The sequence below is a fragment of the Streptomyces roseus genome (assembly GCF_001044425.1).
Lineage (GTDB): Bacteria > Actinomycetota > Actinomycetes > Streptomycetales > Streptomycetaceae > Streptomyces > Streptomyces roseus.
The window spans coordinates 1-12,467 of the sequence record NZ_LFML01000160.1; the positions used below are offsets into that span (position 1 = coordinate 1).

11 protein-coding genes and 2 pseudogenes are annotated in these 12,467 nt (G+C 70.7%); 8 read left to right on the forward strand and 5 right to left on the reverse strand.

What is annotated here, in order from left to right:
• On the forward strand, positions 1-1,437 hold a 1,437-nt coding region (gene tap, locus ACS04_RS33025; RefSeq protein WP_048480559.1), incomplete at its 5' end, for a telomere-associated protein Tap.
• Between the two features lie 6 nt (positions 1,438-1,443).
• Entirely contained in the window at positions 1,444-1,998 is a 555-nt protein-coding gene (tpg, locus tag ACS04_RS33030; RefSeq protein ID WP_048480560.1) for a telomere-protecting terminal protein Tpg, read from the forward strand.
• A 240-nt stretch (positions 1,999-2,238) separates the two neighbouring features.
• Here tpg and ACS04_RS33035 read toward each other — a convergent pair whose 3' ends face one another.
• From ACS04_RS33035 to ACS04_RS33045, 3 genes are all read right to left on the reverse strand, one after another.
• Complete coding sequence (locus ACS04_RS33035) at positions 2,239-2,616, reverse strand: DUF6009 family protein (RefSeq protein ID WP_030872546.1); 378 nt, start codon at positions 2,614-2,616, stop codon at positions 2,239-2,241.
• Positions 2,617-2,799: 183 nt separating this feature from the next.
• A complete protein-coding gene (locus tag ACS04_RS33040) occupies positions 2,800-4,479 on the reverse strand; it encodes a DNA primase family protein (protein WP_048480561.1) in 1,680 nt (559 codons plus the stop codon).
• Entirely contained in the window at positions 4,476-5,576 is a 1,101-nt protein-coding gene (locus ACS04_RS33045) for a bifunctional DNA primase/polymerase (RefSeq protein WP_245236678.1), read from the reverse strand. The genes ACS04_RS33040 and ACS04_RS33045 overlap by 4 nt, the downstream gene beginning before the upstream one ends.
• 928 nt (positions 5,577-6,504) lie before the next feature.
• Here ACS04_RS33045 and ACS04_RS33050 point away from each other — a divergent pair.
• Positions 6,505-6,912 (forward strand): annotated as a pseudogene (locus tag ACS04_RS33050) (response regulator); the annotation flags it as partial.
• A 103-nt stretch (positions 6,913-7,015) separates the two neighbouring features.
• Here the strand turns inward: ACS04_RS33050 and ACS04_RS33055 are convergent.
• Positions 7,016-7,810 (reverse strand): methyltransferase domain-containing protein, encoded by a 795-nt coding sequence (locus tag ACS04_RS33055; RefSeq protein ID WP_048480562.1) that lies wholly within the window; start codon positions 7,808-7,810, stop codon positions 7,016-7,018.
• Between the two features lie 80 nt (positions 7,811-7,890).
• A pseudogene (locus ACS04_RS33060) lies at positions 7,891-8,202 on the reverse strand (GNAT family N-acetyltransferase); the annotation flags it as partial.
• 103 nt (positions 8,203-8,305) lie between these two features.
• Between ACS04_RS33060 and ACS04_RS33065 the strand changes: the two are divergent.
• The 5 genes from ACS04_RS33065 (at position 8,306) to ACS04_RS33085 (ending at position 12,316) form a co-directional block, all read left to right on the forward strand.
• A complete protein-coding gene (locus ACS04_RS33065) occupies positions 8,306-9,259 on the forward strand; it encodes a hypothetical protein (protein WP_048480563.1) in 954 nt (317 codons plus the stop codon).
• A gap of 1,039 nt (positions 9,260-10,298) precedes the next feature.
• Positions 10,299-10,637 (forward strand): MerR family transcriptional regulator, encoded by a 339-nt coding sequence (locus ACS04_RS33070; RefSeq protein WP_048480564.1) that lies wholly within the window; start codon positions 10,299-10,301, stop codon positions 10,635-10,637.
• A gap of 242 nt (positions 10,638-10,879) precedes the next feature.
• A complete protein-coding gene (locus ACS04_RS33075; protein WP_048480565.1) occupies positions 10,880-11,083 on the forward strand; it encodes a cold-shock protein in 204 nt (67 codons plus the stop codon).
• Positions 11,084-11,530: 447 nt separating this feature from the next.
• A complete protein-coding gene (locus tag ACS04_RS33080) occupies positions 11,531-11,980 on the forward strand; it encodes an SRPBCC family protein (protein ID WP_048480566.1) in 450 nt (149 codons plus the stop codon).
• A 174-nt stretch (positions 11,981-12,154) separates the two neighbouring features.
• Positions 12,155-12,316 carry a hypothetical protein gene (locus tag ACS04_RS33085; protein ID WP_048480567.1) on the forward strand — a complete coding sequence of 54 codons (162 nt, stop codon included), beginning with the start codon at positions 12,155-12,157 and terminating at the stop codon, positions 12,314-12,316.
• Positions 12,317-12,467 lie beyond the last annotated feature (151 nt).

The window sequence follows — 12,467 nt, forward strand, 5'->3', positions numbered from 1 at the left end:
GACCGCCGCACCCTCCGCCTCCCCGACGACCACCCCACCCTCAAGCTCCTCGCCAAGGCCAAGTGGCAGCTCACCCGCCGCGGCTTCGGCCCCTGGCCCCGCATCTACCGCCCGGCCTCCCCCACCACCGGCCGCCAGTGCGTCCAGCTCGCGGTCCTCCCCTGGGGCGCCCTCGACGCCCGCGCGTGGGGTGAGCACACCGCCGAGCTCCCCGCCCCGGAACTCGCCGCGCTGCTGACCACGTACGCCACCCGCGTCCTCACCCCCCGCGGCTCCACCGCCGTCTCGGGCCTCGAACTGATGACGGCCCTGCGCCCGCCCACCCGGGCCGCGCGCAACCCCGAGACCAACCTGTGGGAGTCCGCCCCCGTCCCCGGCTCCCTCAGCCGCGCCGTCGACCCGGCTCCCCCGGAGGCCCCCGACGAGCACCCGGTCGTCGCCGCCCTCCACCCCCGCTCGCACCAGCGCACCCCGGACCAGGTCCTCGACGAGGAGGCGTACGACTGGATCCGCGACCCCCAGCTCCTCACCGACGCCGAGTGCACCCGCACCCACGCCGTCGGCATCGACGTGAACATGGCCTTCGCCGCGGCGGCCAACCGCCTCCTCGTCGGCATCGGGCCCGCCGTCCACACCCCCGCCCCCCGCTTCGACCCGAAGATGCCCGGCTGCTGGCTCGCGGACCTCTCCTCCCTCGAACTCGACCCGCGCCTGCCCAGCCCCTTCACCCCGAGCGGCCTCCCGCCCACCGGCCCGGCCTGGTACGCGACCCCGACGCTCGCCTACGCCCAGGAACTCGGCCACCCCGTCCACCCCACCGAGGCCTGGCTCCGCCCGGACCACGGCCCGTACCTCGACGCCTGGTACACCCGCCTGCGCGACGCGTACGTCGCCACCATGGCGGACCTCGGCGTCACCTCCGGGCTCTCCGAGACCGAGTTCCTGACCGCGATGGCCGAGCTCCAAGAGCACCCCGACCCCGTCCTGAAGCCGGTGCTCTCCGCGATCAAGTCCACCGTCAAGGGCGGCATCGGCAAGCTCCGCGAACGCCCCCAGGGCGCCGGGTACCGCCCCGGCGAACCCTGGCCGGCCCTCGAACGCCCCACCTGGCGCCCCGACATCCGCGCCGCCGTCATCTCCACGGCCCGCGTCAACATGCACCGCAAGATGCTGAGGCTCGCCGCCGTCGGCCTCCACCCCATCGCCGTCCTCTCCGACTGCGCGGTGTACCTGTCCGACGGCCCCGGCCCCCTCGACTTCCTCCCCCGCACCCCCGAGGGCAAGCCGCTCCCCGGCGGCTTCCGCCTCGGCGTCAGCCCCGGCATGGTCAAGCACGAGGGCACCCAGTCCCTCCTGTGGGCCGTCGAGATGCTCGACCAGGGACTCAACCCCGCCCGCCACATCAAGGGCCACGACGCCGCGGCCGACGGAGAGTAGCCGGACATGCCCGAGATCGACGACAGCCTCACCCGCGCCGACGAACAGCACTTCACCCGTCCCGTCCCCAAGTCGGCGGGTGCCCGGATGCGCTTCCTCGTCAAGCAGCTCAAGTCCACCCGTGAAGCGGCCGCCCTGCTCGGCATCTCCCAGCGCACGGTCGAGCGCTACGTCAAGGACCAGCTCAGGCAGCCCAAGCCGACCCTGGCCGCCCGCCTGGAGTCCGAGGTACGCCGCCGCTGGCAGCCCCTGGTGCGCAAGCGCGCCCGTACGAAGGCCGCGCAGACGACCGGCCTGGTCATCGAGACCCGCGCCCGCTTCGGCTTCACCGCCGCCCCCGGCACCACCGACGACGGCCGGATGCGCCGCATCACCCAGCACCTGCCGCCGGAGTACGCGGGCCGTCTCTTCGCCGCCCAGGAGGCCGGCGCCGGCGAGGCACAGCTGCGGGCCATCGCCGCGGAAGGGCTCCAGGAGATCTACTTCAAGGACAACGGCGCCCGCGCCGGCGGCCTGCTCGTGGAGTTCACCGACATCGACTACGTCGACTTCGCCTTCTGAGAACCGCACGAGCGCCGCGACCGACCGCCCGAAGGGTCTGCAGGGACCGAAGGGACCGGCATCACTCAACCGATCCGGAAGCCGCCGAGTTCGCCGCCCGCGCCCCGTCCCGGCCCAGATCGGGCGCCCGGGCAGGGACCGAACAGGGACCGGAGGGACTCAAGGGACCGAAAAACGGAATCAGGAAAAAGAAACGGAGACGAGCAGTCCGGAAGCCCTCGGAGCTGAGCCCCGAGCGCGTCAGGCGACCGTAGGCGCCGAAAGCCCCCGCTGCGAACGCTCGGTCTTCCTGCCCACCTGGCGCGGCCCGATCGTCCGCGGGTCGACGGCCTCGCCCGGCGCGCCCTCCCGGTACAGACCGTGCGGCTCCGCATCCCGGTCGTGCGGCAGCAGGTAGAAGACGCGCCGCTTCTGCAGACCGCTGTCCGGGTCCGCCTCGGCGGTGTCGCCGAGTTCGGTGAAGCCGATCATGCGCCCGTCGCGGTGGTAGCGCGGCTTGCCCCGGCGGCGGGGCGTTTTGTCCAGGGCTTGGCGCACGTAGTCGAGCTCTTCGGGGTCCTCCAGCCACACCACTTTGTCCTCGTGGGCGAGATCGCTTGATGTCAGTAGCGAGCTCATGGCCTGGGTCCCTCCTCGATCACATGGGCCCGGTGGGGCCCCTGGTCCCTCCACGCCGCGGGCGGCGGCGCCGATGCCGGTATACGACACGGCCCTGTGGGCCGCTGCCGGGTGGTGGATCTGTTCATCGTCCTTGTCCATCGTAGGCGTGCCCACCCCGGGGCGACATCACCCATCGTCCGATCACGTCGTGGTTGCCCTGTTCGCCTCGCGCGGAGTCTGCTCCTCATCGGCCAGGAGAGCCAGTCCGGGGTAAAACTTCTGCCCGTTCGAACGGAGCATCTCGTTCGGCGAGGCGACGCCCACCTCGGCGCGGATGCGCGTCGCAAACGCGCGCGTGGTCGCCGGCCGCAGCCCCTCGCCGTCGAGGCACCAGGCACTGTACGCCCGGTACAGGGCTCCCTGCTCGACCTTCAGGTCGCGGGGATCCGGCAGGTCGGTGCCACCCGTGGTGCAGCACTCGGCGAGGAAGCGCCCGATGTGGTCCTCGGTCGTCGCGTACGCCTGCGTGGCGCTGCGCACCACGCTCGGCCCGGTCAGCGCGGGCTTGGCGGCCAGGTAGGCCTTGGCCCCCTGGATCATCCAGTGGAGGATGCCGGCGCCCTCCTCCTGCACGAGCGTCTCCGCCAGGTTGTCGATCTTCCGGTGGTCGGGGACGACCTTCTCGAACGGGATGAGCCGGATGCGGCGCCAGAACGCATGTCCGCCGGTGCCCACCTCGGGACGGTGGTTGCCGAGCAGCCAGAGCTTGTGGGTGGGCTCGAAGCTGAAGAAGTCCTGCCGCATCCGCCGGGCCTTGAGCCGGTCACCACCGGTCAGCAGTTTGACGCGGGCCTCGTCGAACTTGTCGTGCGGCTTGAGCTCGCTGCACACGAACAGGCGCCGGCCGTGCAGCTCGGTCAGTTCCGTCGAGTGCTCGTTGAACTTGCCCCGCTCCATCAGGAAGCCGGGCGGCGCCACGTCCGCGTAGTCCCCGAGGATCTTGATGACGACGTCGAGGAGGGCGGACTTGCCGTTCGCGCCGACGCCGTAGAGGAAGGGCAGGACCTGCCCGCCGACGTCGCCGGTGATGGAGTAGCCGAGCAGGAGATGAAGGAAGTTGATCATCTCCTGCCCCTTCTCGTCGTCCCCGAAGGTCTCGTCGAGGAAGCGGTGGAAACGGGGCGTCGGCATCGCCTCGGGCGCGAGGTGGGTCGCCCGCGAGTGCAGGTCACGCGTCGGATCCGGCTTGTGCAGATCGCCCGTACGAAGGTCCACGACGCCCGCCGGAGTGCACAGGGCGTACTTGTCGCCGTCCAGGGTGTCGGGGTCCAGGGCGAGTTCGGGGGAGGCCTTCGCCTGGGTGAGCATGGCCTTCACGCCCGAGGTGGACATCGAGCGCTTGCGGTGCTGGGCCAGCTCCCGGTCGGTGAAGACCCCGCGCGGGTCGTGGACGGGCAGTTCCTCCGCCATGTCGCCCGCGGCCCAGATGGCGGCCTTCTCGCCGCCCGTGCGCTTCCAGCGGTACTCGTCCCAGACGTACCAGCCGAGCCCCTCCACGTGCCGGAACCGGTCGTGGTGCAGGTGCGCGAACAGCTTGGCGTTGCCGCGGTCGCTGAGGTTGTGCAGCAGGCCGGTCTGGACGAAGTCGCCGGCGCCCCCGCCCGTAGGGACCGGGGCCGCGTTCTGCTGGGCGGGCAGCCGGCGCTTGCCGCGCGCCGCCGCGGCGGCGAACACGGCGGTGGCCGTGGCCGCGGGCGGCGCCGCGGCCCCTGCGACGGGGTCGGCGGACGCGCCCGGCTCCGCCGCCGGCTCGGTGGCGAACGCGGCGAGCTGTTCCGCCGCCGCCTGGGCGTTGAACCCCGTGCTCCTGGCGCTGCTCATGTGCGTTCCTTGGGGTGGATCGGCCGATCGCTTCCGGCGCGCAGCCCTGAGTCGACGATGAGGACGTTGCGGCGCGACTGGTGGGGCCGCGCCCGGTCCGCCGCTTCGAGCAGGAGCGAACGCCCCTCCGCCGCGTCGAGGTGGCCGCCCGCGACGAGGCCGCCCGCGGTGAACGCCGCGCGGTTGAGCTTCTCGCTGAAGGCCGTTCCCGAGGGACTGGCCCCGCAGGAACCGACCTCCTCCAGAAGGCCACTCAGCAGCCGCCTCCCGGCCTCCCGTCGCTTCCCTGACACGGGGAGCCTCTGCGGGGTTCCGGCGGCGGCAGAGGGGCCATCAGGGGCCGCGGGGGAGGCGGGAGAGTCCGCGTGCCCCGTACGGACGAGTTCGGCGGTCAGCCACAGCGGCAGGGGCGCGGGCAACCGGGCCCCGGGCAGCGCCTCATAGGCACCGGCGGCCGTACGCGTCGTCGGCGCCACGATGTAGCCCCCCTCGGCCCGTACGTCGACCTGCCAGGCGAGCGCGACCCGGGAGCTGGACCCGCTGGAACACCGCAGCCGGGGACCGCCCTTGGGAGCCCGGTACCAGATGTGCATCCCGCCGGAGGGGGTACGGACCCTCAGCGTCGAGGCGTCCTCGCACGGGTCGGGCCGGGACCGGTGGGCGGCCAGGAGCGCCAAGGTGTCGAATCCGCTCTGCAGTCCGGTCAGGTCGACGCGGTCGTCGATGGGGATGCCCGGCAGCAGCCGTTGCCGGTCGGGCAGCTCGCCGGAGTGGGCGTCCACGTCGATGACGACGAGTCCGGCGGCGCCACAGGCCACGCCGATGCCGAACTCGGGCTCCCTGCGCCACCATTCGCGCAGGGTGTCCAGGTCGGTGGTGGCCGCGTGGAACCCGTGGCACCAACGGCCTTCCGCATGGCAGGGGCACGCCTCGGGGGAGTGGCGACGGCCTGTGCACTCACGGCAGTTCGCGGCGGGCGTCTTGGCCCCCGGCGCCAGAGGGTGCACCGGATAGCCCCGCGAGGCCAGCCAGGCCGCCACGTCCAGGGCCGTCCCTCCGGTCGCGCCGGGGCGCGGGTTCTCGGACTGGACCAGCACTGGCTCTTCCTTGACGCGGTGTCGGGGGCGGTTATTCGTGTCCCCGGGTCCGGTCCCTGACGTACAGGCTGGCTGACCTGCCCCTCAGGGACCAGAGGGACTGAAGATTCACTATCGCGGAGATTACCGCAGGGACTACGGGGCCTCGGGCCGCAGGCATCGCCATATCGAGAGTTCAGTCCCTTCAGTCCCTCAGTCCCTGAAGTTCTACCCTGGTTCGTCCGGAAAAGTTCCGTCTTCGAATCCGCCGCCACCCCGGGCGTGTCGCCGCGCTCCCTCCCACCCCCGCCGCGTCCCTCCAGTCGGCCTCAAGCGCGACGCGAGGAGCGCGTGCCGAGCGGGAGTCCCCCCGGGACAGGTACTGAACCACTTCGAGCCCCGTTCAGTCCCTCCCTTTTCAGTCCCTCCGCAAACATGCAGGTCAGAACCCTCCAGTTTGCCGCTCAGGGACTGAAGGGACTCAGAATCACTACTTCCGCTCTTTACGTGCGTGCGTGTATGCGCGCAGGCATATAAGAAGCCTGGTAGTTCATATCTGGCTCATAACTGGAAAGTTGGGTCCCTTCAGTCCCTGGACCACCGACAGCACCCCGCTGACCTGCAGGTTTATGCAGTGACTGAAGGGACAGGGACCGAAGGGGATCCACCGGCGTTCAGTACCTGTCGGGGGAGGGGGTACCGAGGGAGGGGGCGCGGCGCCGCACACTCCAGATTCCGGGAGGACCCGAGTCCTGGGCCCCGGCCACGCCGGAACACCCCGCGCAGGGGCCCCACCCGGCCGAAGGCGGCGGTCGCAAGAGCGCCGCCACACCGGGGTCATGACATCCGTCATGCGAACCGGTGAGCCCGCGCACTGCCCACACGGGGTCAGGGACTCAAAGATCGGGTCATGAACGTCATGGCCGAGCAAAATCCGTCCGCGAACCAGATGATCCGCGTCCTCTTGGCCGACGACGACCCCCTGTTCCGCGCCGCCTGCACCGCGTTGCTCTCCCTGGAAGGGGACCTGGAGATCGTGGCCGAGGCCGCCACGGGCCCCCAAGCCATCGAGCTGGCGCTGGCCCACGTGCCGGACGTCGCCGTACTGGACCTCCGGATGCCGGGCGGGGACGGGCTGGCGGTGGCCGCCCGGCTGGCGCAGCTCCTCCCCACCTGCAAAACCATGATCGTCACCGGTGACGGCCGGCCCGGCCAGGTCGAGCGGGCCCTCGCCCACGGAGCCAGGGCCTTCGTCCTCAAAACGCTCTCCGGCCGCGAACTGGCCGCCGTCATCCGCCAGGTCCACGCCGGGCACCGCCGCGTCGACCCGGCCCTCGCCACCGACGCCGCTCGCGCCAAAGGGGGCGAACGACATCAGCGGTAGTCGCTCCCCCCGAGCCCGGTGACCGGGACGCGCCGTTCCCGCACCTGCTCCTGCTCCCCGGCCATCCGTACGACGGTCAGCCGCGGCGCCCCCAAGCGGAGACCATCGGGGAGGTGGTGAGGTCGAGGCGGCCGGACTCGACGCTCTCCAGGTGACGGTCGATCTCCTCGTCGGTCGCGAGCCCCGCTTCGACCAGCCGGGCCCGCACCTGCCTGACCGTCGCCGCTTCCAGCACGTCGCAGGCAGGGGAGGTCACCGGGAAGTACGCGTCCGCGGCGACATCCGCCAGACCCGCGTCCCGGAGCAGCCGGGGGAGCTTGCGCCCGTACGCGAGATCCGCACCGCGATCGGCCAGCAGCGAGCGGAAGCCGGCCCTCAGCCGGTTGGCCAACACCTGCTCGGGACCGTACTCGTCGAGGCAGATCAGTGGCTGCGAGGCCGGATCGGCATCCTCCACCAGCAACCACCCACCGGGCCGCAGGGCGCCGACCATCGCTCGCAGGGTCCGCTCCCGGTCGGCTACGTGCACGAGCACCAACCGTGCGTGGACCAGGTCGAAACCGTCCCCCGGCGGCGCGTCCCGGCCCACGTCGTGCCGCAGCACCTCGACGACGCCACCCGTGGTCCGCGCGGCCCAGGACGTATCGATGTCGGTGGCCACGACCCGCCCCGCCGGCCCGACCCGCCCGGCGAGCCACGACGCCACGGAGGGCCCTCCGGCCCCGACCTCCCAGCACCGCCACCCCGCGGCGATCCCCAGCCGTTCGATGTGCCGGAAGGTCGTCGGATCGAAGAGCTCACCGAGCGCGTCGAAGCGCACACCGGCTTCGACCTGCGCATTGTCCAGAAGGTAGCCGTCGTCACGCGTCATGGGGCGATTGTCCCCACGGCCACCGCCCCGGAGATCCGGTACAGCACACAACTGCGCAGCGGCCCTCCGGCACGCTCGGAGCGCCCCCATGCCGAACGCGCCAGCCGCCACCCGACGTCCACCCCCGTGAACGGCATGCTCGCGTCCACGACGTCCAGGCCCGCGCGGCCGACGAACGCACCGTTCTCCCGGCTTTCGATCGCCCACCACCCGAAACCCCGCTCGTCGAACGCGGCCGTCATGGCCGCGACCGAGGCGTCGCTCCGCTCCCGGGTCAGCGGTGCCCCCAGGTGCTCGCGGACTTCGGGGTCGGCATTCATCTCCGCCCACGGTCCGAGGTCGGATTCCCGCCACCGGCGGAGCAGAAGGCGATCGGTTCGCAGCTCTGGCATACCGCCCAGGCCATGACCCGCCGCATGTCGACGGGATGTGACACCGGCCGACCCCCCGTACCCCACCGGCACTCCACTCCGACCCGGCCGCTAGCCTCGCCGGATGCTCCCGCCGTGCACTCCCCAGGTCGTCACACGCCACCTCGACTGCCTGATCCACGCCTACGACCTGGCCTGCGCCGGCTTCGGCGAACTGGCGCCCGCCGTCGTGTTCCGCCCGCGCCTTGGTGACGACGTGGTGTCCTCGGCGGTCTCGCCCGACCTCCGCAGGGCGGTGTACACCACCCTGAACGAGATCGTCGGCCTCGACCCCGACGGCGCCGTCGCGTGGACCGCGCCCTTCGAGCCGCACTCGGACACCCCCTACGGCCACCGTCCCGGCTGTGCGCTCTCCCTGGACGCCCGTACGGTCTGGGTCTACCGCCCGGACGCCATGGCGGGCCGCGGACAGTCGGACCAGTGGGTCGCCTACGACGCGGACAGCGGAACCGTCCTCGCCCGCCACGAACTGGAAACCTCGGGTCACGGCGGCATCCACCTCGTGCACCCGGCCGACGGCAGCGTCTACCTCGACGTCGGCGAGGGCCAGGACGGCACCGTCATCTTCCGCGTGGCGGCCCCGGCCGGCGCCGGGCCGGAGTTCACCACGTACCCGTGGGTGGACCGCTGCCTCATCGCCATGGCGCCGGACGGCGAGCAGTTCATGACCGTCGACCACGGGCAGAACGACGTCGCCTTCCACCGCCACCCCACCGGCGAGGTGCTCCTCACGCTCGCCGTGGAGGCCTTCGGCCACGACCCCGAGGCGGACTTCGTGGAATGGGCCGGCGGCTACCTCACCCCGGACACGGCCGTCGTCACCCTGGGAGGCGAGGACGCGCAGACGGGGGAGGAATGGTTCCGCCACCACCTCGTCGACGTCCGTACGGGCACGGTCGGCGGCGAGCTCGCCGCCGAGGTGCGCAGGAGCCCGTACGAACTCGTCCCGCTGGGCGACGGCACCTGGCTCACCGAGGCCCCCTCCGGCCACCCCTTCCGCCGCCCCGGTACCTCCTGAGCCCGCCCGCTCCGCCTCCTTGACCGCCGCACGCCCCTGCCGGACGTAGGTGTCCAAGCCCGCGGGGGCCCCGCCGACGCCAGGAAGCGTGAGGTAGCACCGGCTTCCGAACGTGCGGTTGTACCCCGTTACATGGCTGCGAGGCGACCTTGCGGAGCCTCACCGTGCCCGGCGTGACCGAGGTCGATTACCTCCTCGTCGCACGCATGGAAATCTATGGCGGCCGGAGTAGACATTGGGTGGTGGTCCGGCTATGGTTTCTCTCGTAACCCAGAAAGACCGCAGGGCCCGGCAGAGACGAACTGCCGGGCAGCAGTACCGGAAGTACCCGTAGTTGCAGTTCGCAGGACGGTGCGGTGACGGAGTTTCGAAGCCAGAGCAGTTGCAGGACGGCGACGGGACTGGTGACCGGACCGGGTGGCCCGCAGTGATCAGGGGCCGCCGCAGGCAGAACCGCAGTGGCAGTACCCGCAGTGAGTCCAGTTGGCAGTACCAGCAGTGAAGTCAGTACGCAGTACCTCGGTGAAGGCGTCGGCTGCGGGCGCGCGCACCGGGAGGTTCGGCAGTGGGGTTCTAAGCCAGAGCAGATCAGGATGGGCGACGGGGCTGGCTGTCGAAGTGGCGCTGTAAGAGGCCACCAGCAGTACGCAACACCAGCAGTACAGGAAGTTCGCAGTACAGCGGTAAGGGCAGTAAGAGCAGTAAGAGCAGTACCCGCGTTACAGCAGTTCGCAGTACAGCAGTTCGCAGTTCCCGTTTGGTAAGTGATTCATCCAGAGGGAAGAACGGAGGAACCAGGCGCCATCAGGATCGCCCGGACGCCACGCGAGTCCGGGTACCGCAGGACATCGATAGCGAGGTGGTCTCCGGTCACGCATCCGCGATCCCCGCACCCCCGACAGCAGTCAGGCCGGGCGGGCGGAAACAGAAGGCCGACGCAGTAGCAGGGTCGGCAGATGGTGTAGCAGTTCCTTCGGGGCCCGGGTGCCAGTACGGCACCCGGGCCCCTCCACGCGTCCACACTCCACAGAGAGGTTCAATGACAGCTGACGACTCGTTCGGCCGTCTCGATGACGACGACTACCCCGCCTACACGATGGGCCGGGCCGCCGAGATGCTCGGCACCACCCAGGGCTTCCTCCGCGCCATCGGCGAACACCGCCTCATCACCCCGCTGCGCTCCGCCGGCGGACACCGCCGCTACTCCCGCTACCAGCTGCGGATCGCCGCCCGCGCCCGCGAACTCGTCGACCAGGGCACCCCCATCGAGGCCGCCTGCCGCATCATCATTCTCGAAGACCAGCTCGAGGAAGCCCAGCGCATCAACGCCGAGTACCGCCGCGCTGCCGAAGGATCGAACCCGACCGCAGCGGTCTGATCCGGGACGCGCCTGTCGCCCCAACGGCGGACCTGCCCGCACACGATTCACGACGTGCACTCGTTTCCTGTGGTGACAGCGTGTGCAGGCGTGTACCGTCAGCGTCAGCTGTCGTGGTTCGGAAGTTCCCTTTGCCCACGCTCCGGCGTGGGCCTTTTGCTGTGCTGTGCCGCAGGAACCAGGGCGATCACCTCCGCCTTCCACATGTCGTGGGAGGCGTACTCGACTGGAAGGCATGAGACATGGCTACGGGAACCGTGAAGTGGTTCAACGCGGAAAAGGGCTTCGGCTTCATCGCCCAGGAGGGCGGCGGTCCGGACGTCTTCGCCCACTACTCGGCGATCAACGCCTCGGGCTTCCGTGAGCTCCAGGAGGGCCAGGCCGTGACGTTCGACGTCACCCAGGGCCAGAAGGGCCCCCAGGCGGAGAACATCACCCCCGCCTGACCTGTACACCACCCGCCGACAGGCCTGAAGGCCCGTGACCGCACGTACGGCGGTCCGATCGGTGGGATCTGTGCAGCAGAGAGGGTCGCTCGGGGGTTCCCCGGCGGCCCTCTTGCCATTGCCGGGCAGAGGCATGCGTACGGGCCGAGGTCGCACTTCCGCAATGTGCTCGTAGGTCAACCGCGGGTCGGCTCGGCCGCCGACGAGCCGCACCGACGGGCGGGGGAACCATGCCCGGGAGGCCCTTGCCGAGGCTCTCGGGCCTCTCGTGGTCGCCGCGAGTGCTGAGGGCTGTCTGGTCCGGTAAGTCAGCTCGTTCGGGGCGGCACCACCCGGCGGGCGGGGGACAAGCCCGCCGGGGGGGCAGAGATCGTATGCCCCTGCGGGAGCCGGCCGGACCCGAGACCCCCGGCTCCCGCTTGTACGTCAACAGTGAGGAGACCGGTCGTGTCGCTGGTCAAGGAGTCGATCGAGGTCAGCGTTCCGGTGCGCACCGCGTATGACCAGTGGACGCAGTTCGAGTCGTTCCCGCAATTCATGGACGGGGTGGAGCGGATCGAGCAGAGCACGGCGACGCTCACGCACTGGGTGACGAAGATCGGTGGGGTGCGGCGGGAGTTCGACGCGGAGATCACTGAGCAGATCCCCGACTCCAAGGTCGCCTGGGTGACCGTGGGAGGGGAGAGCGATCAGTCCGGCCTGGTCACCTTCGAGCCGATCGATCCGTCCCATACGCGGGTCACGCTGATGATGGACTTCGACCCGGAGGGGTTGGCGGAGAACATCGGCGACAAGCTCGGCTTCATCGATCGTCAGGTCAAGGGCGACCTCCAGCGGTTCAAGCACTTCATCGAGGACCGCGGCGCCGCCACCGGCGAGTGGCGCGGACAGGTCTGACGCCGCCCCGGCCAGGAGCCGCGGGGGACAGCGGACGCGCGCCACGACCACGGCGCGCCGGCGGCCCTCGCGGAGCCGCATTCTCCTGCCCGCCCCGCCGGTTAAGAAACACATAAAGATCGCACGCATGGACGGCGGTCGTGCGGGCATGCGGTGCTTCGGAGGTTGATAACTATGGTTCCCCTGCTTCTTGTTCTCCTGCTCATCCTGATTCTCGCCGGTGCCGGTTTCGCGCTGAAGATCCTTTGGTGGGTCGCCATCGCGGTTCTGGTCCTGTGGCTGATCGGCTTCGTTGCCCGTCCCAAGGGCAGCAGCGGCCGCTGGTACCGCTGGTAGCCCGACACCACCGGCGGTAGCCGGGGTACGCAAGCACGCGACGGTGGCCTGCACCCTTCCTGAGGGACGCTGTTGGCGAATTGCGGGCCGCTCTAGCGTGACGTCGGTCCCCGAGACCTGGTTGGTCTCGGGGACCGACGTTTTTCGTGTG

Coding starts and splice junctions, on each gene's coding strand:
- tpg (WP_048480560.1), top strand. CDS start 1,444: ATGCCCGAGATCGACGACAGCCTCACCCGCGCCGACGAACAGCACTTC.
- ACS04_RS33040 (WP_048480561.1), bottom strand. CDS start 4,479: ATGAGCAGCGCCAGGAGCACGGGGTTCAACGCCCAGGCGGCGGCGGAA.
- ACS04_RS33085 (WP_048480567.1), top strand. CDS start 12,155: ATGGTTCCCCTGCTTCTTGTTCTCCTGCTCATCCTGATTCTCGCCGGT.
- ACS04_RS33035 (WP_030872546.1), bottom strand. CDS start 2,616: ATGAGCTCGCTACTGACATCAAGCGATCTCGCCCACGAGGACAAAGTG.
- ACS04_RS33070 (WP_048480564.1), top strand. CDS start 10,299: ATGACAGCTGACGACTCGTTCGGCCGTCTCGATGACGACGACTACCCC.
- ACS04_RS33075 (WP_048480565.1), top strand. CDS start 10,880: ATGGCTACGGGAACCGTGAAGTGGTTCAACGCGGAAAAGGGCTTCGGC.
- ACS04_RS33055 (WP_048480562.1), bottom strand. CDS start 7,810: ATGACGCGTGACGACGGCTACCTTCTGGACAATGCGCAGGTCGAAGCC.
- ACS04_RS33065 (WP_048480563.1), top strand. CDS start 8,306: ATGCTCCCGCCGTGCACTCCCCAGGTCGTCACACGCCACCTCGACTGC.